Source organism: Pseudomonas sp. KNUC1026 (assembly GCF_021650705.1).
Classification (GTDB): Bacteria; Pseudomonadota; Gammaproteobacteria; order Pseudomonadales; family Pseudomonadaceae; genus Aquipseudomonas.
The window spans coordinates 1,986,084-2,010,915 of the sequence record NZ_CP087138.1; the positions used below are offsets into that span (position 1 = coordinate 1,986,084).

Consider the following 24,832-nt stretch of genomic DNA (forward strand, 5'->3'; position numbering starts at 1 on the left):
CTCGACCTGTTGAATCCGTCAATTCCTCCCATACCGAAGTACTTGTGCGAATTTGTCCAGCCGCTTCGGATCATGCTTCAAGGATATCGTGATCGACTTGGGTGGCTTGGATTTAGCCGAGAAGTTCTCTCCTATGATCTCAATCAGCGTGCAGCCTTCCTCCGCCTTGACTGGCAGTGGGTAGTCAACTTCGTCCAAGGCGACCAGCACACCTCCGTATCGGCCATCCGCCGTGCGATCGATCAGTGTGGCTACGCACTCCTCTGCGAAGCCCTGCTCACCCATCTGCTTGGCCATTCCGCCAGATGTGGAGGCTGATACCACGCAGAAATACTCACCTGCCGGCGGGTAGATGGTCTTGAGTCGCTCGTACGAGTGGAAGCTCATGACTTCGGCCTTGCTGTCCAAGCGAGCGAGCGCATTTTTCACGAATGCGTAGATGCCCATGGTGTCGATGTACACCTTGCCAGCCTGACGCAGCCTGGCACCGTACTCGAGTGCAATTGCATACCCCATCACACACACCTCGGCCTCATCGCTCGCCAGTTCCCTGGTCTGGATGAACACGTTGTTTAGTGTGCCGGAGGGGTGCTTGAAGGAATGCGCGGACGGCGCTGAATGAATGACGTTGTTCTTCTCGATCAGCGTGCTCAAGCCATCCCTCAGGAGAGCACTCGGATCATGACGATAGATTAACTCCTTGCCGCCCAGCACATGAGGGTTGAAGCTCGCCCCATTCCACTCCAGGAAAACGTATTCATGGACACATACGCGCGAGTTTTTCTCGCCACGCTTCAGGAGGTTGGCCAGGCGGTCTTGCTCGTCAGCCCAACCGCTCTTGAACACGGATAACTGGTCAGACGTCCCCAGGATGTAAACGCAGTCAGGTAGATGTCGTTGGGCCTTCAGCGCTTCCTCGATATCAGTGAAAGCATGCTGAACCGAGAGCTCGGAATCGTTGTAGCAGACGACCAACGCTTCATGACTGCCACTGGAGTCGCTAACAGCAGACATCCATTGATAGAAACGCTCCATTACAAGCCCCTCAATGGAATCATGATGGTGACAACAGCCCCTGCAACAGGCGCCAAATCGGTGGTGTCCCAATCCCTGAAATCGTCATCAAGACGGTGCAAATCGTTTTCTTCGAACTGGTTGTAGATGCATAGCCGACCGGAGCGGATACGGATCAATCCGCCCACTTTGCGAAGCTCGTTCAGGATGGCAGGCAGGCCGATGCCCGCTGCGTCCAAAGTCTTGCTGGACTGGCGTGGCTGTAGACATCTGAGCAGGTAGTCTCTCTCTCCTCGAGCGACATCTCTTGTACCGGCCTACCGCTAAATCTCGGGGCAAATCCCGGGCCTGAGTCAAAGAAGCTGATGTGCAATGCGCGTAGGCTGGTCTTGTCGTTGTCGGTGGTGGATGACTCTCGCTGCCAGTAACGGCGCAAGTCCTCACTGCCGTCGAAGTCTTCAGCGAAAACCTCATCCTCAAGTCGCTTCCAGCCGACCATGACCCCCTCAACATGGGCGAGATACGCGTGGCCCAAATGGTCTGAGGTCGCGTGTTCCTGGGTGTTGGATACAAGCTCAGTACAGAGCAGGCCCAAGCTTTCGAGGAGAGAATCTGGAACACCGGTGCGCCCGCTCTGCTTGTTGACGAAGTCGATGAGTCTGCGCATTTCAGTTGTCATCTCGGACGCAGGCTTCACTTTGCCTTCAGCGCTAAAAAGCGGTCGCAGGTGCTGAACCTTCGATCCTGCTACACAGATTAGATCGACGACTCGGCCGTTGACGACGTCCTTGTATCTACCGGCGTCCATGGCCTGCATTCTTTCCACCGACTCCTGAAAGACCTCTCGGCGATTGAATGTCTGCTCACCAAGCCGGATACCCTTGGAAAGGCGCAAGGCTGCAATACCTGGCGAACAGTTAGCGAGGTTGCGCTGCAGCGCTTGAGCATCGGCCTGCGGGTTGAAATCCAGGTAGTCGCTCTGCAACTGCTGTCTAGCTAGGGTAACGATCAGTTGCAGGCGTGCGGCATCATGCATAGCACCATGACGCGCGCTGAGCATGTCTGCCGGAATGAGAAACCTCTCACCCGGGCTGTCGCAGATCTTGCGAATGGCCGCTTCGATGTCTTTGAGCGTACGCGTTTTACCGAGTTTGATAGGTTTCAAGCCTGTTTCTCCGATCAAGCGTCCGCCTTGTCCTCAGTGCCGAGAAGCAAGGTTTTGATCTTGGGTTCTGGCTTCCAGTAATTCGGGCCTTTGAGGAACTTCCCGTTCTCGTCGTAGATCGGTTTTCCGTCCGCTCCCAGTTTGCTTTCGTTGCTGTCCATGATGACGTCCAGGACGTCCTCCAATGGCAACCCGTATTTCAGGGCCTCAGACCGGCAGTAAACCATCACATCGCCCAGCAGGTCGGCAATGGCAACCTTGATATCGATCTCGGCTTCACCTTTCTCGATCTTCTCGACGATTTCATCGATCTCATGAACCTCAGCCATCAGTGTGGCCTTGAACTTCCTGAGCTTGTCCGCTGGATCGGCGAGAAGCGTGGGAGCGCTGTTGATCGGCAGCTTATACATCTGATTCATGGCATGAATGCGGTCTTTGAAAGGCTTACTCATGAATGCTTCCTTCTCGATAAGTCAAAAGTAGTGAGTCCGCTTTGCATGATGCAAGACGCAAAAATCACTGGTGAGGCCGAAGCGCCGCAATAACTGGACATGCTGGGTTTGAAAGGCGCGTGGCGGCCTGGCTGGCATTGAGGCCGCGAGGTAACGCTGGAGGGGCTGGCGTCTGGGCATCCATGTGCGATTGAAAACTCATTGTCTCTCACTACTCCATTAGCCCAGGACGCCAGTCAAAAAATCAAGGTACCAGAAGCATACTGGAGAGCTCGAACAGCGACGAGCCTTAAACAAACAGCGTGCGCTTGCGTCCAAATACATCAGAATCCAGCGGCGCCAGTTGAAAAACACCGAGCGACATTTGCGGAAACCTAGCGGTCACTCTCGCCCGTAATCAAGACAGGTCGGCCTATCGATCGCGTGGCCCATCCAGTCTCAGCGTTGGTGTATACCCTTGAGACCGCTAAGCCCTGGCCCACGATAGCATTGTGGGCAAAAGGGGCCAGGGCTTAGCGGTCTAAAAGTATACGCCAACGTGACTATGGGGCCACACGATCAGTAGGTACTCTACAGGGCGAGGTGACCGCTAAATGTGGCTAAGTGCTGACTGGCGCCGCTGATTTCTGATGTATTTTGGACGCAAGCACCACGCTTGTTTTAAGCTGACAGTATTTTAACTTCTCACTATGCTTCTGGGTATTGATTTTTTTAATTGGCGTCCTGGGCTAAATGGAGTAGTGGGGGGCGATGAGTTTTCAAATCGCACATGGATGAGCGCCAGTGGAGATCAAGGTACCAGAAGCATACTGGAGAGCTCGAACAGCGACGAGCCTTAAACAAACAGCGTGCGCTTGCGTCCAAATACATCAGAATCCAGCGGCGCCAGTTGAAAAACACCGAGCGACATTTGCGGAAACCTAGCGGTCACTCTCGCCCGTAATCAAGACAGGTCGGCCTATCGATCGCGTGGCCCATCCAGTCTCAGCGTTGGTGTATACCCTTGAGACCGCTAAGCCCTGGCCCACGATAGCATTGTGGGCAAAAGGGGCCAGCTCGAGGTCACTCAGGCGACAAACCCATGCTCTAAGCGCCTGATGAACTCAATCACCGTGTCAGCCTCCTGTCTGGTTGCGACCATGCTGGCAGGAGCTTTGCCACCAAACGCTTTAACTGGACGTGATATCCAGTGCAGGGCGGCATCAAGATCGCCACCGAACAGACACGTTGCTGCGTCGAGCACTTCCAGGTAACGATCGTGCTGATCAGGGGACAAGGTACTCATCAGAGGGCTCGCTCCGCTTTGGCGATTTACAGGTCGGGCATGTGGCTGTGTAACGTCAAACGAGATCAATGGCCTGGCAACGATCTTTTAAATTGCGGCATCAGTCGCTGAGTGATCCCTAAGGTTCAACGTCCACGCTGGGCTTGGCCATCGAGCGTAACGCCAATCAGCGCCAGCCATATGATACGTGCAAGGCACTACCTTCGATAAGGCTGGACGATAATTTTATTAATTAATTTCCAGCATTTCAAATCGCTCTTGCTAATAGCTCCACCAGCATCCAAAAACTCTCCGGGAACAAGGTATTCGCAATCTTCAAGATTAAATATCTACTCGTCGCCACCCGGTGTCTTCCCTGGCTCCGGAGCGTCATAGATCGAAAACTACAGATTATCGCCTTGAATCGAGAAATCAGGCGACTCTACACGATAGCGTCTTTGCCAGCGTATCGGTCTATCTAAACTGACTCTCCTGAAGCTCTACCGCTTCGTCTGCTCCACATACGAGGCTTACATCCACACCTGTTTTCAGACAGAATCTACGGCTATAGCCGACACGCGGTGAAGGTGACCGGAGACTGCGTACGAGGCTCTCCCAGAATCGACATTTGCTGGGTCGTGGGGAGCCCTTCAAGACCGCAGGTGGAGTCCAGGGCTCAACCGACGCATTCCCCACCTACCCTCGCTTGCGAAGGATGCGCTTCGCCGTTGGCTCATTTCTGACGATGAGTAGTTCGGAATCCAGAACTGTCCGCGAAATGAATGCGAGCGTGCGAAGCGTAGGTTGGCCATCGATTGCCCGAGCGACTTCATCTGGATTGACCGACTTGTGCCCGATGAGGCGTCGGCTTCTGCTTTTACGAAGCGCGTCGACGATCAACTGGCCAAGTTGGCGAATCCCGCCCTCATCCAGATCCCGGGTGGCTCGTTGATCCCGGGAGGTACCTAGAAGATCACTCATCATGTGCGTTTTGACTGGCGATGGGTCATCCGAACATCGGTATGCCACAGGGTGGCTATTGAACACGACGTAGTGCTCATCATCGTCAGGCAGCACACCGATATCATTGGGGCGGAACCCAAACGAGTTGTCCACGATCTGCTTCGACAGGTAATGCGTATTGAGCTCGGCGCTTAGATGGAACGCTGGGGCCACATAATAGGTTTCGCAACCCGTGCTTTCGAGCTCCAGTAGCAAATCATGCTGCGCGGAATGCCGCAAAGCATGGAGGTGCCAACGGTAGTAGGCGCCCCCCATCAGCTTGTATTCCTTGCAGTTTGTGCGCTCCAAGTGATGGCTAAGCTTGAACTGCAGAAACAGTGGCGATCCGAAAGGAATCTTGACGTCGTAGCCACCGCCCGGTTTTCCCTCCTTCTGCAGCGACGGAAACTCGGGGGCAGCCACTACATGAGCGCTAGGCGCTGTGATCAGCTCGTTGGTGAAGGCGAAGCCGTAGGAAAATTCTGACATCTCGGGTTTCATTATTGCTGCCTCCTTGCTGTTAGTCGTTCATGGCAACGCATCGGCTTTTACTGTCCGCATACCGGCGGGCGGAGGCTAAGGGGCAGGTGCTGACGGTGCAAGCTCCAGAATCGACCAGCCAGCTTTTTCAAGCGCCGCCCTTCGTTTTTGCCCTGCTGCGCCCTCCCCCAATGAACTCTGGCGCATGGCCAAGCACAGCATGTGCGACGGACGAGTCATCCCGACGTACATCAGCATCATGTCTTTCTTCGCTGTTTCCTGAGGCCTCTTGGCAGATGCTTTTTTGCCCTCAAGACATGGCATGAGTTTCTGGATGAAGTGACTGCCCCTGAAGGTCTCCAAGATTATCGTCGCTGCGTGTGTCTTGCCCTTTTCCGAGTGAATGGATGACATCCGGATATCGACGCCGGCGGAGACATCCTGGAACCGGTAGGTGTTTACAAGAGATCCCCCTGTCTCTCCGGCTTCGGTGGCAACCGGAGCAGGCTCATAGGCAAGGTACTGGCGGCCCAGGAGTTCAGCTGCAACACCCTCAGAATCATAGAGCGCGGCTGCAAGGATCATGAGTTTCGGTGCGATGACCTTGACCCAGTCCTGCTGCGTGACTTCGGACGGCACAAAAAGCATTTGCTGGAGGCACTCGCGGTACTGAGCGAAGGCTTTGGGTTTGGCCGTGAATTTTTCATGTACAGCGGCTTGGTGCCGACCTAGTATCTGAACCAGGCTACGAGGGAAAGCCAGCTCACCGAGGTTGATCAGACACGAGGCCAGCAGCTCAACGGCCGAGTTGGCCGTGGGCTCCTTCATCGCATAGCGACGTGCGATATGTGCGCCCTCGGCGAACGTGCGGGGCTTGAACGACGTCTTAGTCGTGTCAGACCGATAGGATGGCCAATAATGCTCCAAGGCTTTCGGGTACTGGTTTGGTTTGAAGTTTTCAAGCCGATGCACGGCGCCGACGGCGAACACTCCCTTCTCGCGGATATTTTCCGGAAGGTGCTTCAGCACCAGCTTTCCGAACTCGTCCAGCACTCCGGTTGCATCCTTGTCCGGAAAAACGATGATCGTATTCGGGATGGTGCTGGGTTCCCCTTCAGGCCGCAGCCCTGTCAAACCATCCGTGATCGGGACATAGGCAAACGGGTTGGCAATCGACGCAATGGCCTGATCAAAGCGGAAGCTACTGGCGATCTCCAGCTGACGCTTTGGGTCAGGGAACGGATCTGACAGTGGCGTCTTCTTCTCGAAGATTTCCTGGTTTGGGTCGCCGACGCGAATGACCCGTACATCTGGATCATCGTGAGGAAAGACGCGTTGCAGTATGCCTGCCTGGTCGGGTTGGGTGTCCTGCATCTCATCGATCAACACGCACGGGAAGCGCAGACGCAATGCGCCGCCCACGGCCGGCTCTTGGTCGAGTAAGGCGTGGCCCAGCACGAACACTTCATCGAAGCAGAAGTAACCTGCCTTGGCAGCGCCGCTCAGCGATTTCACCACACTTTTGTAGGTGGCAGTGTGTGGCGCAAAACCGATGTCATCATCCCCCAGTGGATGATCGAAATCGGCAGACCGGACTCGCAAGCTGTGGAGGCTTTTGTGCTTCATCTCAAAGGCCGTCTTTGCCCCGAAATGCTCGCTATCCGTCAGCTTTCTTCGGCGTGCCTTATGCGTGAGGTGATCGTCAATGGCCTGCAGTGCAATCCCTTTCGAGCGCAACCAGGGCGAAGCCAAGAATCGTCCGGTGAAACCATGAATAGTGTCGATATAGTGAGGGAAGCGCAGCAGCCGTTGACCTACTTCCGTACCGCCGAGGCGTTTCTCGATCTCTTCCCTGGCCGCGTTGGTGTGTGAAAGCACGCAGATACCCTGCATACGGCTCTTCCAATGGCGAGCCAGGATGGCCAATTTCGCCACGACCAGAGTCGTTTTGCCGCTCCCCGGGCAGGCCGCTACATCGATGGTATCCATGGATTTCAAGAAATCACGACGAGGCTCGTCCAGCGTTTCCAGCCCCATGAGCTTGATGACCCAATCCACATCGGCATCAGTGATGGGGGCAACCAGTTGGCTAAGCGTCATTCGGCGACCTCTTCCAGCGGATCAGCTGAGCCTGCTGGTGCTGCCGGCACCACGAGGGCGTGAGCCGGGCTGGAGGTTGTGGTCAGTGCGGCACCTCCGGTTGCGTACTCGATCGCGTGGACAACATAAGTGGGCAGCAGCCCCCGCAGAGTCGAGGCGTCCAAGGTTTTGTTTTCAAACTGCTGGTCGATCAGATCGATCAGGTGCTGGGCTGCGATCGCTTTAGAGGCCCTTTTGAACAGTTTGTAGATCGCGGAACACCTTGCATCCTCGGTGGCATAGGTGGCCTGGATCTTGTCGAAAGCTGTCTGCGCCTTCTTCAGCAGCGTGACCTTGGTCTCCTTGTTTTCGTCAATCTTTTCCTCATTGATAGCCAGATATGCGGCGTGGTGGATTTCCTTCGAAAGCCCCTTGAACGCCAGGTCGTACTCGAGCGTCCAGTGATCCGCAACGAATGTGCGCACGCATTGCCCGTCACTTTCTGCTCGCTTCTCTCGGTGATCTTTGAGTCCTTTTTCAACGTCCGGCGCAGTGGCACCGAAGTCTTTCTTCGCGCGCCAGCGTCGATCGGCTTTGTCCGGCCATACAGCCCCTTTGACTCCCTTCAGGCCCAAAATCTCGGGTGCACAATCCGGCATCACGTCCATGTCAGTAATGCAGGCGGTAGGCACGGATATCTCGCCCTTGGAGGTGTCTTTTCGCTGCAGGATTTTCGAGTACCGCCGCAAACCAACACCGCCCACGTTGATGATCGATACGCCATGCTTGGTGAGATCTTTGCCAAGTCGCCGAGCAAGTGAAGGCAGCAGAATGGCTTCGGCATCGCCTTCTACGACCAGCAAACCCTTGGCGAAGAAAAGCCCCGCTTTGGTCACGTCTAGGAAGCGGCTGAGGAAGCGATAGTCGTCGGCAGCAAGGCAGGTTTGCTCCTCTGCAAGGGAGAATGCCTGCTGCCGCTGCATCAGAACTAGGTTCTGCAACGGAATTTTCGAGCTCAGGTTGGGGCTATGCGTGGTCAATATGACTTGAACCGGCCTCAAGCCTGTAGCTGGCTGAGCCGCAGCCTCAAGAAACTCCATCAACTGGAGCTGGCGCTGAGGATGTAGGTGCGCTTCTGGCTCTTCGATGAGGAGCAACGGAAGTCCGTCGGGCTCTTTACCGAGCAGCAGTAGCTCACAGGCCATGAACAGCACGTTGTTTGAGCCCAGCCCATAAACGCCGCGGGCTTCACCTGTGGTGTGATCCAACAGCCCCAGCTCCAAACGCTCCAGGATCTGTTTGAGTTTGGCGGGATCCGTTCCCGCCTCCCCGAAACCAATGCGACTTGTCAGTGGCTGGCCAGCAAGGGAGAGTGGACGCAGGTAGGTGTCGTTGATTTCCTTCTGCGCGGAGACAATGGCGCCGTGGCTGTTCACCATGTGGCGAAGATAGTCACCCATGCCTGCAATGCTGAGGGCTTCCGCGTCAGCGAGGTCAGCTGGAAGCGCCGCAAGATCGAAGGCACTGCCGGCATCAATATTCGGGAAACTACTCAGTACTTGAGACAGGCGGGAATTTCTGCCCGGCGACATCTCTCGTTCTGCATCGCGCAGCGGTTTCAGGTACGCGGTGGCCAGTAGTTGCCGTACACCCACGTCCAAAGATGGGCCTTCTCCATTTTCACCCGAGCGAACCGAGATGTCGACCCATTTACGGATGGAGGCAGAGGCAACGATTCGGCGAGCCGACCAGTGAACGTATAGCCTCCCAACGCCACCCTTGTAGGTCACGTACTCAGCGAAAGCGCCGAGTTCCGCAGGGCTCAGTCCCTCCAGAGTACACCTGAGGGTGATGGCTTCCGCCTGGGTGCCATCGTTGACGATGTGAAAGTCCTCGATCTGTAGCCTGAGGTACTCAGCATCACGTGTCTGCAGAACGTAGCGAATCGCATCGATGACTGCGGTTTTGCCCGCATCGTTTTCACCTACGAGGGCAGTCACCCCTTCGTTGAACTGGATGTTCAACGCATGACCGCCTTGGCCGAACTGGCGGAAGTTTTCGATTTTCAAAGCCGAAAGATACACAGCGCTGCCCTCAACTGGTTCAGTGGCAGGGAGAGGGTTGCTGAGCATCAACCTGGCCGACACCATCCCTCCCTGGATGTGCTAGCTATATGCCATGAAAAATCCACTGGGGCTAGACGATTCGGCCGGTTCCTACCGGGGGGCTTGGTCATTCGGCAAACCCGTGTGGGCGTGTAGCCGTCGCAGGTATCAGTTCAGCCCAAATTGATGGCCGCGTAGCCCGCCCAAGACGCCAAGTTTCATTTACCATGCTGTCGGCCCAGGCCGGGCGCGACCAGGCCGAAAGCCCCAATATGCACGGGTGTTTTCGTTTGGCAGCAAAATCACTAACAGCCCGCGAGGCCTATCAAATCCTGCGAGACATTGCCCTAGAGGTTCGCACGATGCGCCGCATTGGCCAGCAGTCGTGGGCTGAGATCTACTGTGGCTTGATGACTGTGGAGGCCGACGGCTGGGTGCTCACGTTCTACAACGATTGCGACGCCCTCGATTACTGCGACAGCTGCTACAGCCCTGATGGCCGCAGATACATTTTCAATTCGTCGCAGTCGTACAGCACTGACCCGGTAGAGTTATTGAGCACTTGGGAGCATGCGCAGCTTGAAAAGCTGTTGAGTGCTTCGTAGCCGGCGATGAGAGAGTAACAGGGGGTTGGCTTAGTAGGCGGTCGGCTAAGGCAGCTAAGATAACAAGCTCCTCATCGCGGTGATTGCCCATGGACGATTTCGCCAGCCGTTTTTCTCAGCAGGGTTATGAACCCCACGCCGACGACCGCTCTCACCTTCTGAAGACATTGAATGAACAGCTCGGCAGCCCAGGTGATGCTCCTCGGCTTCGACGCCTCTATGACTCATTGATCGATGCTGCAGGTGATGCTGCCGATGAAGGCATTTTGCGGCATGCGACGCAGCTAGCAGACTTAGTGGTTTCGCACGTCGAGCCGGAGAACGGATGTCTCGTTTACTACTCGTGTTCCAATGCATGGGCTGAGCTGAGGAAGCTGGAGGTGCAGGATTGGGCGGACGATACCCTTGAGCACCCTGCTCTGCTCAAACAGCTTTATTTCCTGCGTGCCTCTGTACAGCACTCAGGCTTTAAAGAGCTGGCACCAATGATTCGCTCCAGAATCCACTGCAATCTAGGCAATGCGCTCAGGGCGTGTGGACGCTGGATCGAGGCGCTCGGGGAATGGCGCAACGCTTTGAACGACAATCCGATCCTGGGTATGGCGCTGGGCAACCTTGGCATTGGCTTGGCTCAATACGGCAGTGCGCTTTATGACCCTAATCACACCTATTGGCTCCTTGTGCATGCCCGACGCAAGCTGGCATCAGCCATCGAGGGGGGCGTGGGCCGTGATGGTGCGACCTATCCTGAAGCGATAGAGTTTTTCAAACGGCATCACGACAGGCTGGCTGAGTCCGTCGACGACGATGGTGACGCAGAGCTGCTGGAGCACAGCCTTGGCTCCTCGAAGGAGGAAAGGCGTTACCGGCGTTGGTGCCTTGAGGAAGAGTTGTTCCTGAACCCGATGAACGACCTGGGAGCGTTCCCCGCCGCCGCTCAAGACGAGCTGAGGTTACCCGGTCATGACGCCAAGGCCGGAATCACGTACCTTGGCTTCTACAACCAGCTGAAGCAGGAGTACGGGTTCGCCCGACATTGTCTGTACCTAGGGGATCACGCCAAACCCGGTCATGTGGCAGACCGGGGCATGTCACTCGCCTTCAATTGCGATTACGCGCTCTATGGCATGGGTCTAGAGCAGATCAAGACTGCCTATCGCAGCGCCTATTCGTTACTGGATAAGCTTGCCTACTTTATCAACGCCTACTGGAAGCTGGGCATACCCGAGAAGGCGGTAGGCTTTCGGACTGTATGGTTCAAATCGGACAAAAATGGCCGTCTACTCCAGCCGCGGGTTGTGCGTGATGAATTCATATCTACCCGGAATCTTCCGCTTCGCGCGCTGTATTGGGTATCCCAGGACATCTACTCCAAGGAGCTAAAGGATGTGGCCCGACCTGATGCTCAGGCGCTTGATGAATTGAGAAACCACCTTGAGCATAAGTACGCCAAAATCGTGGATTCTTGCCATTGGATTGGCGAGCATTCTGGGGTCTGGAGTGATCACTTAGCATTTGTGCTCGATAGGGATGACCTCTACGCGAAGAGCCTGTTGATGCTAGGCTCTGTACGAAACCAACTGTTTTAAACATCGTAAAGAGCACGCCAGCGAGACCATAGCGGCAAAGCTCTCCGCCAGCTTGTCGTAGCGCGTACCAATTCGGCGGTTGTCTTTTAGCCAGCCAAACATCCGCTCGATGATGTTCCGTTGCGCGTATTTCGGCTTGTCGAACAGGCGAGGCAAGCCCGGTTTCGGCTTGCGCTTCATCATCCGAAGGGGAATGACGGGCTGCATTCGATAGCGGTCGCAGTATTGGCGTAGCGCCTCGGCGTCATAGCCTTTGTCTGCCAGAAGCCATCTGCAGCGCTTGCGTGGCCGGCCACGAACAGTCGGGAGGTGGGCGCCGTCCAGGAGGGGTTGGGCGTAGTTGATGTCGCTGGCATTGCCGCCGGAGAGCAGAAAGCGAAGAGGAATGCCGTTAGCGTCGCACAGCATGTGAATCTTGGTCGTGAAGCCCCCGCGGCTGCGGCCTAGAGCATGGTCGGCAGGTTCGTCAGGCCCCTTTTTACCCGCGCCGGAAGCCGAGCGGGATGCGCGTATGGCGGTCGAGTCAATCATCCAGGTCTTCAGATCGATGCGGCCTTTTTCATTGAGCTTCAGTTGCAGCCGTTTGAGCATCTGGCTGAAGACACGTTGGTTTCGCCAATCGCGAAAGCGCTGATAGACGCTTGACCAGGGCCCGAAATCCTCCGGCATGTCGCGCCATGGTGCTCCCGAACAGAGTACCCACAGGATGCCATTGAGCATCTGCCGGTCATCACGACGCGGGCGGCCTTTGCGCTGCGGGCCTATGAAAAGATCCGCAATCAAATCCCAAGCTTCATCTGAAATATCGTATCGACTGGCCATCAGAGGATTCCTTTCCCTGGATGGCGGGAGACTCTACGGCAAATGGCCTGAAGCATGGGCTTGGCTGAGTTTCTGCCAATTACGTACAGAGCCTAAGGCTCTCTAGGGCGGCGCTCATCTATCTGTGCTTGGCAATGTATTTTGAGGAATCGCAGCATCAGCCTGAGGGGCCGGTTGGGGAGTTGCCAGTCGAGGACTACCCGGACGACCTCAAAACCTGAGGCTGGCGGCGATTGCTCCGTCATCAAATTTGGCTGAACCAGCCGACAGAGCGAAATTTTGAGTTCGCCGGCGGCAGGCTAGCTTCATCGATTAGGCCTGAATCGCCCCTTGTTTTGTAGACTTATCTAACGACTGCAAAGGGTTGATTCTGTTGAAAAAGTAGATCTCTCACCTGGCCTGCGGCAAAATTGGGTCATCGGCCGGCGGGAGGATTCGCAGCAGGATGGGACAATTGTCGAGTGGACAGAAGCGGCTGTTTTACTCGTTCAACATAGAAGATCACATCCCAGCAAGTCACCTCCTGCGCAACATTGATCGATGTCTCGATCTGAGCGATCTGCGCCATTACCTCGCCGATTTCTACAGCCCGATTGGGCGTCCTTCGATTGATCCTGAACTGATGATTCGCCTGCTGATCGTGGGCTACTGCTACGGCATTCGCTCCGAGCGCCGGTTGTGCGAAGAGGCTCATTTGAACCTGGCGTATCGCTGGTTTTGCCGTTTGAGCCTCGAAGACGAAGTCCCCAATCACTCTACGTTTTCCAAAAATCGGCACGGTCGTTTCCGCGATAGCTCGCTGTTTCGTTGGCTATTTAACGAGGTGCTCCGTCGCTGCATGGACGCCGGTCTGGTCAAGGGAGAAGGGTTTGCCATGGACGCCAGCGTCATCAAAGCGGATGCCAGTCGCCAGCGTGGAGTGCCCGGCGATGAAAAGGTCAACTGGAGCGACCCATCGTTAAGTACCCGCGCTGTGCGTGAGTACCTTGAAGCGCTGGATGAAGAAGCCTTGGCCGAGACTCTGCCAAAACGTCTTTCGTTGACCGATCCTCTTGCTCGCTGGACAGCAGCTCCAGGAGGACCGGCATTCTTCGCTTATTCGACGAACTACCTGATTGATGTCGAGCATGGCGTGATCATGGACGTAGAGCCGACGCCTGCTCATCGAACAGCGGAGGTCGAGAGCACCAAGACCATGGTTGAGCGGGTCGAAGAGCAGTTCGATATCAAGCCGGATCGCCTCATCGGCGATACCGCTTATGGAACCGCACCGATGTTGGCCTGGATGGTGGACGAAAAAGATATTGAGCCACATGTGCCGGTTTGGGACAAAACTGAACGCAAGAACGACAGCCTCTCTATTTTTCAATGGAATGAAGAGACGCAGAAGTATCGCTGCCCCACCGGACAGGCCCTGCGCAGTGAGTGGCGTGCCTTCAAGAACCAGCGTTCACATATCACAAAAGCCGACACCATCATCTTTCGATCACGGCAAACCGACTGCGCTAAATGCTTGATGAAAGAGCGCTGCTGCCCGAACACTTCTTTCCGAAAAATCGCCCGTAGCGCCCATGAAGCGGCGCGAGATGTTGCTCGGCGGATCGCCACGACACCTCAATACGTGTACTCTCGCCATGAGCGCAAGAAAGTCGAAATGTTGTTCGCTCACCTCAAGCGAATCCTCAGATTGGATCGCTTGCGACTACGCGGCATGAGCGGTGCGAATGATGAATTCACCTTGGCAGCAGCAGTACAGAATCTGCGGCGACTGGCGAAACTGACCTCTCAAGGGCCGCCAACCACGGGATAGATACGCCCGGAATCAGCAAAAACCCTCAAATCAACCCACTGACCAAGTTGCAACGATCAACACAGAACTGAAAAGCCACTCTACGTGGTGAACAGGTTCTTAAGCGACGGCCAACTTCGATGTCTTCCCGTCTGAAATTCCGACTTTTTCAACAGAATCGGTTGTTAGCAGCCATTCGCGACTGGCTACTATCAACCCAAGGCAGTCCCTCGTGACAGGCGATAGCCAGAGAAAACGGACGCTATCCTGCGCAGGGCGATAGCTTCCAGGCCGCGAGCTGAGGCACCGAGGGTACGGGATCACCTGAATATGCTTAGGCTGAGAACCATGAGGCGCTGAGCAACGCATCGACGGATCGTCAGATCATCGCGCTCATAGCGACTGGACGCTCACTTCCCTGCCGAAATCATTCTTTGTCTCCGACGCGTTCATAGAAAACTACAAGCTCAAAAACCTGATGGCAGTGCGGCTCTCCAAGATTGCCGAGAAGGACAAGCCGATAGCGTTCGTGTTTCTCTACGGCCAACCCGCAATACGGACGTCGAATGAACGTGACTACGCAAACTTCGATCTGAAGAATCTTGACATGATCGATGTGAACTACGACTGCCCCCTACCACCTAGATACAATAAGTAGACAGTCTCACACTGCGGCAAAGAACCGCTCTGTAACGTGCTGCAGAGCCTGGCGAACCCCGGCTCGCGAGATCTCACAGCCGCCGACGTCGACACGCCCGGTGGCTTGAGATTGGTTTGGTGGCCAGAACCCCCGCCAAGCCCACCACAAGGCCCGCATTATCTCGATCAACCAATCCCGCCCGGGTCGCATTTAAGGCGCGTACTGAGCAATCGTCCGTTCGACGTGGGCATCGGCCAGTCGATAGATATTCGACAGTTCAGCGTCAAAAGCCTGTTCTATCTCTTCCAGGGTTGGAGAGTCACCCGCTCGGTCGAACGTTCGTCTTAGGCGGGACTTCACCTTCTCGTAAACTCTACTAAGCATCTGGTCGCTCTCCAGATATCTTCTCAAGCTAGAGAGCTTGTAGGGATCAGTAAATCTGGCTGCTGCATCCTGAACCATCACGTCGTATTTCGACGTATCTACCGAAAACGCGGGGATAGTGTAGAAATGGTAGGCACACGATTTCCTGATGCGCTCATCGTGCTCATAGCTTTGTTGCTGCTGCTCTTCATGCTCACGGTCAGCCTCTTCTTCTGCTGCTTCATTAGCGCTAATCATGCTCTCAACTTGCATCTCGGCTTTCGACGCGAACGCAAGCAGATCGAGATCGTCTTCCTGGTAGGCTACCTGCTTCAGGAAAGTCGCTATCCCCAGCACCTTGTACTCCAAGAAAAAGTCATCATCCGAATAGGGGGCGAAATCCGAATGACGGTCACGTCCCCTATTCTGCTGTACTTCGAGCCGGCCCATCCACGACTGCAAATGGGCTTTGAGTGTAGCTTTCATCAATGTCCTCTTTAATTCTGAAAATCAAACCTGTCAGTGGTAGCGGCTAGCCACTCGATGCAGCGGCTCACCTCTTGATACCACAGATTGGATCCGTCCAAAGCAGCCTCCCCGCCCCCAATCTCCCCTTGACACTATCCAGCAGCAGGTCAAATACTCCCACCACATTCATATAGATGACCATACGAAAGACTGCAACCCGCCGCAGCAGCCCGTTAGCCCTTGCTCGCCCCACCCATAACTAATAAGGATAAGAACCATGACCCCCCTGGACATCCAGCTACTACTGACCGCGCTCGTAAGCGTGCTCGTACTGGTAGCCCTGATCGTCTCACGCCTGAAAATGCACCCGCTCCTAGCCCTGTTGGTCGTCTCCGTCGGCGTAGGCTTCGCCACCGGCATGGAACCAGAAGGCATCGTCTCCCACCTGATCACCGGCGCCGGCAAGACACTCGGCGCTGTCGGCGTCGTCATCGCGCTGGGCGCAATGCTTGGCAAAATCCTGGCTGACGCAGGCGTCACCGAACAAATCGCCGAGGTGATCCTGAAGCGCACCCCGGATCGCATGATCCCGTGGGCGATGATGTTGGTTGCCTTCGTAATCGGCATCCCTATGTTCTTCGAGGTCGGCCTGGTGATCATGCTCCCGCTGATATTCAGCGTTGCGCGAAAACTGGAGAGCCAGGCCCGGTTCAAAGGCTCGGCCTACGTCTATGTGGGTGTTCCGGTGATTGCGGCGCTGGCCGCCATGCACGGCATGGTGCCTCCGCACCCGGGCCCGTTGACGGCGATCGCGGCGCTCAAAACCTCGGTTGGGCCTACGATGCTCTATGGTTTTCTGGCAGCCATTCCCGCCATGATCCTCGGCGGGCCGCTGTATGGCGCCTTCATTTCGCCGCGAATGAGCACTCGCCCGGACCAGGCGCTGCTGGACCAGTTCACCCTGGCCGAAAAAGCCGACGACCAATCCCGCCCCAGCGTATGGCTGGGTGTGTTCGCCGCGTTGATGCCGGCAATCCTGATGCTGGTGCATGCCATTGCCGAGATGGTGCTGCCGAAGGGTGACTCCCTCCTGAAAGTGGCCGGCTTCCTGGGCAACCCCTTGATCGCGATGCTGCTGGGCGTGCTGTTCGCCGGCGCCGCCCTGATGCTCGGCCGGGGCGGCGATGCGGAGAAATTGCGCGATGGCCTGGGCAAAAGCCTCAAGCCAATCGCCTCCATCATCATGATCATCGCCGGTGGTGGCGCCTTCCAGGAGCTGCTGACCAGTGCCAAGGTGGGTGATGCCATTGTGCATTTGACTCAGCAGTCCGCCTTCCCTCCCCTGATCCTGGGTTGGCTGATCGCGATGTTGCTGTCGGTATCCACCGGCTCAGCAACTGTGGGTATCGTGGGTGCTGCCGGCTTGCTGGCGCCACTCGCAGGTGCTGACCCAAGCCTCAACCTGCCTTTGCTCGCGCTGTCGATCGGCTGCGGTTCGTTGTTCTTCAACTACGCAAACCATGCAGGCTTCTGGATGGTGAAGGAGTCCTTCGGGATGACCATGGGCGAAGCCACCAAAACCATATCGGTGGTTCAATCCATTGTCGCGGTGGTTGGGTTGATTGTGGTGCTGGTGCTCAATGCTGTTGTCAGCGTGAGTTAGCATTGCGTGCAATCGGGGAGCGTCTTGACCAAGGCGCCTCTGATACCGGCCCCTCGATCAAACACTTCGGTGCGACAACGAACAGGTAGCTAACGGGATTCTTGATAGAGCGCAGGAATGGCGGTGTAGTATCATCGCCGCCGAAGTTTTACTTACCTCATCAAAGGACTGTCAAAATGATCTGGGTCATTGTTGTTGCCGTTATAGCCATTGCAATTTGGTGGGCAAATGCTCAGGAAAGGGCAAAAAAAGAAGCCAGGGAAGCCTATCAGCGATCCTTGGCAAGCCTAAAAGCTGACCCGCGCAATGCGGACCTGCGTCAACAGACGCTTGCGCTGGGGCGCGCTTACTCGAATCTGATGCGCGACAAGAAAGGCCACAGTCTGTTTGATGAAGTCGCGCTGATGAACGACATCAATGCCGCATGCGCGGGTGCCGGTGAGCGAACATTGGATGCACGCGTCGCTACCCCGGCGGTGAATGACATTGAAGCACGCCTGCAAAAGCTGCTGTCTCTCAAAGAGCGTAATTTGATCGATGAGAGCGAGTACACCAGCCGGCGTAGAGAGATACTCGAATCAATTTAGTTGGCCACCACCAGCAATCAACTCGTGCACGGGCAGGGTTTTATTCTGAATCTCTGCCTTCCAAACTCGCCGCGACATTGATAATTGCATCCGCTTCGCGGATACAGGCACGACATCCTTTACTCCGATCAGGTTCCCCGACCCTGAGGGCGCATTTTGGCAATATCCATCTATTACAATGCCTGGCGAAAGGCCCCGCTCAGCTCGAACGAGTTAACCGTTATTGAGGAGATTGTTCATCGTTACGCTGTAGACGATCAAATCGAACGATTCCTCTCACTCGGCTCTGGCCTGAATTGGGAGTCATTCGATTTCTCGACAAACCTGGAGCCGAGCCGTTTTCTAAAGAGAGGGCTCGTGTTTTCTGGCGCCACCAAGCTCCCTGATAACCAGGAAGACGCATCTTGGGTAGGCGTACAGCATTGGTGTAGGTGCCTGTCGGAGATTCGTAGCGCTGTGGCAGGGTGCGAATGGAAAGTTGCGGTCGAAGACCATGAAATGCAGTGGGATGCAGTAGCCAGCTCGTATGACCCAACACGATAGCCATCTGCTCGGGTTTGGCTTTGGCAATAGGTGGGCGCCACAGTGCCGCGCGCCTGATGGCCCGGGACACAGATCGCCGGCACCTGGCCTGTCATGTCGGCTCTGGAGCACGACACCCTTGACCGCCCTGCTCCACTCAAAAGCCATGTTTTACGTGGCTACCGTGATCGAAGAGTTGCTGATTTTCAACGATAAAACGAATATATTCCGATCTTGGAATTGGAGTTTCCGGAGCTTTCATGTCTTCAATAGTCATCGTACTGGATAAAAACAACGTCTCAACGAGAGGGATATTTGAAATCCACCGCATCCTTGGCTTGTCTGCCAGTGATATCAGGGATAAGTGGTCCCGTGAGGAACCAATCTTTGAGCGGGCCTTGTTTGACGGTGACTATCAGCACAACGCCGAAACCCTCCGCGCCCTCTTGCGCGTCATCGAAGAAGAAAAACTTCCGTGTACAATCCATGAAATCCCCCATGGCGAAATTTATAGGGACAATCCCAACCTGAACACGTTTTCAATAGATATCGAAAGTTTGGAAAATGTCCTGATATCTGCCGACGAAGAAATCATGCGCCAATTGGACAGTTAAGAAAGACAGCGCAAACTCAACTCGCTCACGTCAAAGCCATCACGGCTCACTCTCCTCTTTCTCAAGCAAATAAGAAAAAAATGCCGCATAGCTATCCCATACATCGGGCTGAGCACTGAAGTCAAAAGAATTTATATTCCTTGCATCCACCGCATCACACCAGACCACGGAGGGCTTCCCTGACACATTCAAAACAATGACACTACCTGACGGTTCAGCCAGGACCACAAACCGCCGGTCGATCCCGATTGCAGCTCTGATTCGGAGTGTTTCTTCCACAATAGTTGCCGCCTCGCCTTTCGACGCGATTTCGTGATGGCTTATACCTCCAAGCAGCCCGCCACTGTAAAACATCGAAATTCTTTTGAAATCGTCAGGGAGTTTTACACTCAATGCAGATTCTATACGTTTGAATTCTGCCTCCGAACAGGGCTCGGCTCCATATTTGCTCAGGTAGTTGCCTTTCAACTCATCAATATCGACCATTATCACAATGCTTCCACATTCGCATGATCAAGCTTTCCGCGCCTCAAGGTATTCAACGCGCCTTGTGACACAACCAATCTGAGATCTTCGCCCAAGCCAAAGTCGTCCAAACCGGCGCCTCCCGTGACTTTCAACCAGAGAACTCCGGCAAAACGAGGGTCGGATGGATTTCAGAAAACGTTTGAGAGGTGGTTACTTTCAATGGGGCAAGCATGAAGCCCGACAGGCCGTTCTCGGAAATCATCTGAGCCAGCGACCGAGTAACGATAAAACAAGGAAAGCTCTCCAGGATCTCGTCACCCAGCCAGCCATCGAACCTGTATTCCAGCTCAGTAACGACTGGAGGATGAGCAGTGGCATCAATGGCGGCCCCTTCACCCAAACCGCCCGCAACTTCAGGCTCAACGTAATAAAACATCTCCGCTCCATTATCAATCCAATCAAACCTATATCCTTTGTTCAATCAGCCCCAGCATAAACTCCAGTAATTCATCAAAGGAGGCGAACTCTTCATATACGTTGTCTATGGCTTGCTTGTCCCTGACTTGATATTTTTGAGTGGCAAGCTCCAGAACATACTCATCCATATCGCTGTCGCCAAAAATCAGAAACTCCTTCATGAAATCGACTTCGCGCGATATCAGGTTGATATTCATGAAATCCAGGCTATGCCCATCACGGCCCGGAAATGGGTGGGCAACGCTGGAATAAACAAACACGCCTTCAGCGATCAAGCCATCGTAATGCCGTAAAAAGTCCAGGTAGGGGGCCGGTAAGTCCTCAGAGAGTTCCGCCTTGGCTCTTGCGGTCAGGGCCAGGATATCGTTCGGCGTGGCGCCAGCGCCGAGGTACATGCCTGCACTGTCCGAACGACATCGCAGGTCTTTGATCCTAGCTGCAATGTGAGGGTTCATCGGTACGTCCTTGCCTGGCAATTAGGGTAGGCACCTTAAGCGCAGGTGCCCTCCGAACGCAAAACTACCGAAAGCGCCACTCGCCGGGTCGCTTGCGTGGCAAGAAATTCCACTTCCACCGGCAAGAATCGCTCGATCACCCCCGCATTGCTCTTCATGTGATTGCTCAGCCGATCGGCACTCAGCCACCCGCCCCCGGCAATCGCCATCGGCAACATCAACTGATCTGCCAAGCGACTGCTCACACTCCCGGCAGACTCAGCCCACGCTCTGAAATCATCGACTGCCCTGTCCGCAACCTGCTCGGCCCGCGTACGCTCCTGCCCGATGGCGGTGAACACATCTACAACATCGCCCCGCGAGCCCGTGATCGAAACAACGTTACCCGGCCCCGCGTGATCCCCGAGGTCTGTCACCTTCTGAGCGCACCGCTCAAGCTTCAGCCGCGCGCATAGTCGGTCAAGCTCCCGATTGCCGATCGATACCGGAATCGCCGACACCAGCGCCGCGACCGCATCAACGGCCACTGGCAGGTCACCTACATCAAGCTCAAGCGGCCGCAGGCTTGAAGGGTGCACCGTTGCTTCGATCAGGCCGCCGCCAGCGGGCACAAAACCGTGTTTGATCAACTTCAGCGCCACTTGCCCACCCATCCGCCGAATCAGCGGCAGCCATGCCTGCTGAATGAAATCGAAGGTCGGCGCGCCCGGATTATGCGTTCCGCCAGCAATTCGAACGGTGCTGGGGCCCTCCGCCGCCATCAACGCCGGCAGCAGCGTCTGCAGCACCAGCAACGTGCTGCCGGCGGTGCCGATCGCGAATGCGTACTCACCTGCCTTCACCCGCCCAGGGCGGAATTCGATCTCGGCCGAGTTGAGCTCGGCGCCGAGGGTTTGCGCACCGCAGATCGCTGCGGCAGCGTTTACCGCCGTCAGGTGCTGCCGAAGCAGCCCCGGGCGGGAGCGCTGGCCACGAATGCCGACCATGCGAAAGGCCTGGCCGGTGAGCATGGAGAGGCTGAGGGCCGTGCGAAGCACCTGCCCTCCTCCGTGTGCGCCGTCGATCAGTATCAAATCCTGGTTCATCGGCCTCACCCTTTCACGCAGACGACCTGCCGCAAGGTGTGTACCACCTCGACCAGGTCCCGCTGCGCGGCCATCACGGCATCGATGTCCTTGTAGGCCATCGGGATCTCGTCGATCACGGCCTCATCCTTGCGGCACTCAACGTGTGCGGTTGCGCGCACCTGGTCCTCAACGGTGAACACCGCTTTGGCCTTGGTCCGGCTCATCACGCGGCCAGCGCCGTGGGAGCAACTGCAGAACGCCTCTTCATTGCCCAGCCCGCGGACGATGAAGCTCTTGGCCCCCATCGACCCCGGGATGATGCCCATCTGGCCTTTCTGCGCGGATACCGCGCCCTTGCGCGTCAGCAGGATGTCCTCGCCGAAGTAGGTGCCCCGCTCCACATAGTTGTGGTGGCAGTCGACGGCGATCAGTTGCGACTCGGAACGGCTTGGTGATGATCGAGCGAACCGCATCGAGCACCGCCAGCATCGTCAGCTGCGCGGTTCTGCTTGGCGAAATCCTGGGCCCATTCCACCGCCTCGATGTAGTCGTCGAAGCTGGTGGTGCCTTCACGCAGGTAGGCAAGGTCGCGATCAGGCAGGTTGGCGATGTGCTCGCGCATTTCTTCGCGCGCCTTGGCGATGAAGTACGTGCCGATCATGTTGCCGACGCCCCGCGAGCCGGTGTGCAGCATCACCCATACATGCTCGGCCTCATCCAGGCACACCTCCACGAAGTGGTTGCCGGTGCCGAGGGTGCCGAGGTGTTTATGGTTGTTGGACTTTTCCAGGCTCGGATGTTTTCGGTGATCCGCTTGAAACGGCCTTCGAGTGCGCCCCACGCATGGTCAACCAGGCTTGGGGGCGTGTCCCACGCGCCTTTGTCACGCCCGCTGCGGCCGGATGTGCGGCCATGCGGCACGGCTTTTTCGATAGCGGTTCGCAGGCCGAACAGGTTGTCAGGCAGGTCACTGGCGCGCAACGAAGTGCGAACGGCCGACATGCCACACCCCAGGTCGACACCCACCGCTGCGGGGATAACAGCGCCCTTGGTCGGTATCACGCTGCCGATGGTGGAGCCTTTGCCCAGGTGAACGTCGGGCATCACCGCCATGTGTTTGAACACGAAAGGCATCTGGGCGGTGTTGATCAGTTGCTGCCTGGCCTCAGGCTCCACCGGCACCCCGTGGGTCCACATCTTGATCGGTTTGCCGTTCTCGACTTCGAGCAATTGAAAGGTTTGAGTGCTCATGCTGCGTAACTCCTTGGGTTTCTGTTGTGAAACCGGTATAGCGAGCAGCGTGCCAAAACAGGGTGAAGAAGGGTATTCAAGTTTTATCCAATTGAAAATGAAGGAATTTATTTTCATTTTTCACTGAGTACATCGACTGCTCACCAAATCTAGCAGTGACTTATATATACTCCTGTATCGCAAACTATATTTATGGATAGCAACCATGCATGCAAAGAAAACCGTTGCCATCGGCATGCTGGGATCGAAACTCGACCGTGTCGGGCGGGGCGAACAGCGCTGGAACAAATGGCGCCCGCCCTTTCACTGTGCCAGCAGCCTGACCTGCTGATCGACCGCCTCGAGCTGATTCACGCCGATGCCAAGTGGGAAACGGACCTGGCGTTGAAGGTCAAGGCAGACCTCGCCCAGGTGTCACCCGAGACCGAGGTGCGCCTGCACCCCATGGCGATGCTCAATGCCTGGGATTTCGAAGAGGTCTATGCGTCGCTGCATGATTTTGCCGCCAGCTACCCCTTCGACCCGGACAACGAAAATTACCTGACCCACATCACCACCGGCACTCACGTTCAGCAGATCGTCTGGTTCCTGCTGGCCGAATCGCGCCATGTGCCGGCCAAGCTCATCCAGACCCAGCCCACCGGCTTAAGGGACGATGAGCCTACGCCCGCCGGCAAGTACGTGGTCACCGACCTCGACCTGCAACGCTATGACCAGATCGCAAAACGCTTTCAGACGGCGCGCCTGCAGGGGACTGAGCTGCTGAAATCAGGCATCGCCACGCGCAACGCCGCATTCAACCGCACCATTGAACAGATCGAGCGGGTGGCGGCGCGCTCCAAGGCGCCGATCCTGCTGTGCGGCCCCACCGGCGCTGGCAAATCCTTTCTCGCGCGGCGGCTGTTCGAGCTCAAGCACAGCAGGCATCAGGTGGGTGGGCGCTTGGTGGAAGTGAACTGCGCGACACTGCGCGGCGACTCGGCGATGTCGACGCTGTTCGGCCACACGCGCGGGGCCTTCACAGGCGCCCAGCAAACCCGGGAAGGCCTGCTGCGCTCGGCGCACAAAGGCATGCTGTTTCTCGATGAAATCGGCGAGCTGCCCCTGGATGAGCAGGCCATGTTGCTCAAGGCAATCGAGGAAAAACGCTTCCTGCCGCTGGGGGCAGACAAGGAAGTGGAGTCTGATTTCATTCTGATCGCGGGCACCCACCGAGACCTGCGTGCTCAGGTTGCTCAGGGCCTGTTTCGAGAAGACCTGCTGGCCAGGATCAACATCTGGACCTTCGACCTCCCCGGCCTTGCCCAGCGAACCGAAGACATCGAGCCCAATATCGACTTCGAGCTTCAGCGTTATGCCCGGGATCACGGCCACAAGGTTCGCTTCAATGCCGAAGCGCGCCAGCGCTACCTGGCGTTTGCAACCGGCAAGGCGGCGACCTGGGCCGGTAACTTCAGGGAGCTTTCAGCGTCGATTACTCGGATGGCCACGCTGGCAGACAGCGGCAGAATCGACCTGGCACTTGTGGACGTCGAGCTTGAGCGCTTGCGCCGAGACTGGATGCAAGCGCCTGGGGACGATTGGCTGGCCCGGCATCTGGCTGAATCGGGGTTGGAGATCGACCTGTTCGACAAGCTGCAGCTCGAAGCGGTGCTTGAGGTGTGCCGAACCGCTGACAGCCAGGCGGATGCCGGCCGCACGCTGTTTTCAGCATCCCGCGCGAGCAAAGCGGCACCGAATGACTCTGATCGGATCAGGAAATACCTGGCTCGGTTTCAGATTGCCTGGGCAGAGATTCCAAAGCGCTGATCGCCGATTGGCGCAGCATCACTTCCTTTGCAGCCGATTGACAACATTTGAGGCCTGAACCATAGTTTCTCAACTCGCAAAC

At 56.2% G+C, this 24,832-nt stretch carries 19 protein-coding genes and 2 pseudogenes; 7 read left to right on the plus strand and 14 right to left on the minus strand.

Annotation, left to right across the window (positions count from 1 at the left end):
• Positions 1 to 18 precede the first annotated feature (18 nt).
• From LN139_RS09070 to LN139_RS09100, 7 genes are all read right to left on the minus strand, one after another.
• On the minus strand, positions 19 to 1,035 hold the full coding sequence (locus LN139_RS09070) for a hypothetical protein (RefSeq protein WP_236359611.1): 1,017 nt from the start codon (positions 1,033 to 1,035) through the stop codon (positions 19 to 21).
• 181 nt (positions 1,036 to 1,216) lie between these two features.
• On the minus strand, positions 1,217 to 2,179 hold the full coding sequence (locus LN139_RS09075; RefSeq protein WP_236359612.1) for a hypothetical protein: 963 nt from the start codon (positions 2,177 to 2,179) through the stop codon (positions 1,217 to 1,219).
• Between the two features lie 14 nt (positions 2,180 to 2,193).
• Positions 2,194 to 2,631, minus strand: a complete 438-nt coding sequence (locus LN139_RS09080) for a MazG nucleotide pyrophosphohydrolase domain-containing protein (RefSeq protein ID WP_236359613.1) — start codon at positions 2,629 to 2,631, stop codon at positions 2,194 to 2,196.
• A 1,066-nt stretch (positions 2,632 to 3,697) separates the two neighbouring features.
• Positions 3,698 to 3,916, minus strand: coding sequence for an antitoxin Xre/MbcA/ParS toxin-binding domain-containing protein (locus LN139_RS09085; protein ID WP_236359614.1), 219 nt, complete (start codon positions 3,914 to 3,916; stop codon positions 3,698 to 3,700).
• A 675-nt stretch (positions 3,917 to 4,591) separates the two neighbouring features.
• On the minus strand, positions 4,592 to 5,398 hold the full coding sequence (locus tag LN139_RS09090) for a hypothetical protein (RefSeq protein ID WP_236359615.1): 807 nt from the start codon (positions 5,396 to 5,398) through the stop codon (positions 4,592 to 4,594).
• Between the two features lie 75 nt (positions 5,399 to 5,473).
• Complete coding sequence (locus LN139_RS09095; RefSeq protein WP_236359616.1) at positions 5,474 to 7,477, minus strand: UvrD-helicase domain-containing protein; 2,004 nt, start codon at positions 7,475 to 7,477, stop codon at positions 5,474 to 5,476.
• A complete protein-coding gene (locus tag LN139_RS09100) occupies positions 7,474 to 9,588 on the minus strand; it encodes an ATP-dependent nuclease (protein ID WP_236359617.1) in 2,115 nt (704 codons plus the stop codon). Before LN139_RS09100 ends, LN139_RS09095 begins: the two co-directional genes overlap by 4 nt.
• Before the next feature lie 263 nt (positions 9,589 to 9,851).
• Here LN139_RS09100 and LN139_RS09105 point away from each other — a divergent pair, with 263 nt between their 5' ends.
• Complete coding sequence (locus LN139_RS09105) at positions 9,852 to 10,166, plus strand: DUF7693 family protein (protein ID WP_236360346.1); 315 nt, start codon at positions 9,852 to 9,854, stop codon at positions 10,164 to 10,166.
• Positions 10,167 to 10,255: 89 nt separating this feature from the next.
• Positions 10,256 to 11,755, plus strand: coding sequence for an LA2681 family HEPN domain-containing protein (locus LN139_RS09110; protein WP_236359618.1), 1,500 nt, complete (start codon positions 10,256 to 10,258; stop codon positions 11,753 to 11,755).
• Here the strand turns inward: LN139_RS09110 and LN139_RS09115 are convergent.
• Complete coding sequence (locus LN139_RS09115) at positions 11,726 to 12,577, minus strand: IS5 family transposase (RefSeq protein WP_236359619.1); 852 nt, start codon at positions 12,575 to 12,577, stop codon at positions 11,726 to 11,728. The two genes, LN139_RS09110 and LN139_RS09115, sit on opposite strands and share 30 nt — an antisense overlap.
• Before the next feature lie 445 nt (positions 12,578 to 13,022).
• Here LN139_RS09115 and LN139_RS09120 point away from each other — a divergent pair, with 445 nt between their 5' ends.
• Positions 13,023 to 14,387, plus strand: coding sequence for a transposase (locus LN139_RS09120; protein ID WP_236359620.1), 1,365 nt, complete (start codon positions 13,023 to 13,025; stop codon positions 14,385 to 14,387).
• Positions 14,388 to 15,216: 829 nt separating this feature from the next.
• Here LN139_RS09120 and LN139_RS09125 read toward each other — a convergent pair.
• The gene (locus LN139_RS09125) at positions 15,217 to 15,855 is read right to left on the minus strand and encodes a hypothetical protein (protein ID WP_236359621.1); all 639 of its coding nucleotides are present in this window, start codon (positions 15,853 to 15,855) and stop codon (positions 15,217 to 15,219) included.
• Between the two features lie 259 nt (positions 15,856 to 16,114).
• On the opposite strand from LN139_RS09125, the gene LN139_RS09130 reads away from it, so the two are divergent.
• From LN139_RS09130 to LN139_RS09140, 3 genes are all read left to right on the plus strand, one after another.
• Complete coding sequence (locus tag LN139_RS09130) at positions 16,115 to 17,500, plus strand: GntP family permease (protein ID WP_236359622.1); 1,386 nt, start codon at positions 16,115 to 16,117, stop codon at positions 17,498 to 17,500.
• A gap of 176 nt (positions 17,501 to 17,676) precedes the next feature.
• Positions 17,677 to 18,087: a hypothetical protein gene (locus LN139_RS09135; RefSeq protein ID WP_236359623.1), complete on the plus strand. Its 411-nt coding sequence runs from the start codon at positions 17,677 to 17,679 to the stop codon at positions 18,085 to 18,087.
• 782 nt (positions 18,088 to 18,869) lie between these two features.
• Positions 18,870 to 19,223: a hypothetical protein gene (locus tag LN139_RS09140; RefSeq protein ID WP_236359624.1), complete on the plus strand. Its 354-nt coding sequence runs from the start codon at positions 18,870 to 18,872 to the stop codon at positions 19,221 to 19,223.
• A gap of 39 nt (positions 19,224 to 19,262) precedes the next feature.
• On the opposite strand, the gene LN139_RS09145 is transcribed toward LN139_RS09140, so the two are convergent.
• From LN139_RS09145 to LN139_RS09165, 5 genes and pseudogenes are all read right to left on the minus strand, one after another.
• The gene (locus LN139_RS09145; RefSeq protein ID WP_236359625.1) at positions 19,263 to 19,709 is read right to left on the minus strand and encodes an SMI1/KNR4 family protein; all 447 of its coding nucleotides are present in this window, start codon (positions 19,707 to 19,709) and stop codon (positions 19,263 to 19,265) included.
• 130 nt (positions 19,710 to 19,839) lie between these two features.
• On the minus strand, positions 19,840 to 20,127 hold the full coding sequence (locus LN139_RS09150) for a hypothetical protein (protein WP_236359626.1): 288 nt from the start codon (positions 20,125 to 20,127) through the stop codon (positions 19,840 to 19,842).
• A gap of 28 nt (positions 20,128 to 20,155) precedes the next feature.
• Entirely contained in the window at positions 20,156 to 20,623 is a 468-nt protein-coding gene (locus LN139_RS09155; protein ID WP_236359627.1) for a YrhA family protein, read from the minus strand.
• Positions 20,624 to 20,658: 35 nt separating this feature from the next.
• Complete coding sequence (gene rtcA, locus LN139_RS09160; protein WP_236359628.1) at positions 20,659 to 21,708, minus strand: RNA 3'-terminal phosphate cyclase; 1,050 nt, start codon at positions 21,706 to 21,708, stop codon at positions 20,659 to 20,661.
• 5 nt (positions 21,709 to 21,713) lie between these two features.
• Positions 21,714 to 22,941, minus strand: a pseudogene (locus LN139_RS09165) (RtcB family protein).
• 235 nt (positions 22,942 to 23,176) lie between these two features.
• On the opposite strand from LN139_RS09165, the pseudogene rtcR reads away from it, so the two are divergent.
• Positions 23,177 to 24,750: pseudogene (gene rtcR / locus LN139_RS09170) on the plus strand (RNA repair transcriptional activator RtcR).
• The last annotated feature ends 82 nt before the right edge of the window (positions 24,751 to 24,832 follow it).

Coding starts and splice junctions, on each gene's coding strand:
- LN139_RS09070 (WP_236359611.1), bottom strand. CDS start 1,035: ATGGAGCGTTTCTATCAATGGATGTCTGCTGTTAGCGACTCCAGTGGC.
- LN139_RS09080 (WP_236359613.1), bottom strand. CDS start 2,631: ATGAGTAAGCCTTTCAAAGACCGCATTCATGCCATGAATCAGATGTAT.
- LN139_RS09085 (WP_236359614.1), bottom strand. CDS start 3,916: ATGAGTACCTTGTCCCCTGATCAGCACGATCGTTACCTGGAAGTGCTC.
- LN139_RS09090 (WP_236359615.1), bottom strand. CDS start 5,398: ATGAAACCCGAGATGTCAGAATTTTCCTACGGCTTCGCCTTCACCAAC.
- LN139_RS09095 (WP_236359616.1), bottom strand. CDS start 7,477: ATGACGCTTAGCCAACTGGTTGCCCCCATCACTGATGCCGATGTGGAT.
- LN139_RS09100 (WP_236359617.1), bottom strand. CDS start 9,588: ATGCTCAGCAACCCTCTCCCTGCCACTGAACCAGTTGAGGGCAGCGCT.
- LN139_RS09110 (WP_236359618.1), top strand. CDS start 10,256: ATGGACGATTTCGCCAGCCGTTTTTCTCAGCAGGGTTATGAACCCCAC.
- LN139_RS09115 (WP_236359619.1), bottom strand. CDS start 12,577: ATGGCCAGTCGATACGATATTTCAGATGAAGCTTGGGATTTGATTGCG.
- LN139_RS09120 (WP_236359620.1), top strand. CDS start 13,023: ATGGGACAATTGTCGAGTGGACAGAAGCGGCTGTTTTACTCGTTCAAC.
- LN139_RS09125 (WP_236359621.1), bottom strand. CDS start 15,855: ATGAAAGCTACACTCAAAGCCCATTTGCAGTCGTGGATGGGCCGGCTC.
- LN139_RS09130 (WP_236359622.1), top strand. CDS start 16,115: ATGACCCCCCTGGACATCCAGCTACTACTGACCGCGCTCGTAAGCGTG.
- LN139_RS09135 (WP_236359623.1), top strand. CDS start 17,677: ATGATCTGGGTCATTGTTGTTGCCGTTATAGCCATTGCAATTTGGTGG.
- LN139_RS09140 (WP_236359624.1), top strand. CDS start 18,870: ATGTCTTCAATAGTCATCGTACTGGATAAAAACAACGTCTCAACGAGA.
- LN139_RS09145 (WP_236359625.1), bottom strand. CDS start 19,709: ATGGTCGATATTGATGAGTTGAAAGGCAACTACCTGAGCAAATATGGA.
- LN139_RS09150 (WP_236359626.1), bottom strand. CDS start 20,127: ATGTTTTATTACGTTGAGCCTGAAGTTGCGGGCGGTTTGGGTGAAGGG.
- LN139_RS09155 (WP_236359627.1), bottom strand. CDS start 20,623: ATGAACCCTCACATTGCAGCTAGGATCAAAGACCTGCGATGTCGTTCG.
- rtcA (WP_236359628.1), bottom strand. CDS start 21,708: ATGAACCAGGATTTGATACTGATCGACGGCGCACACGGAGGAGGGCAG.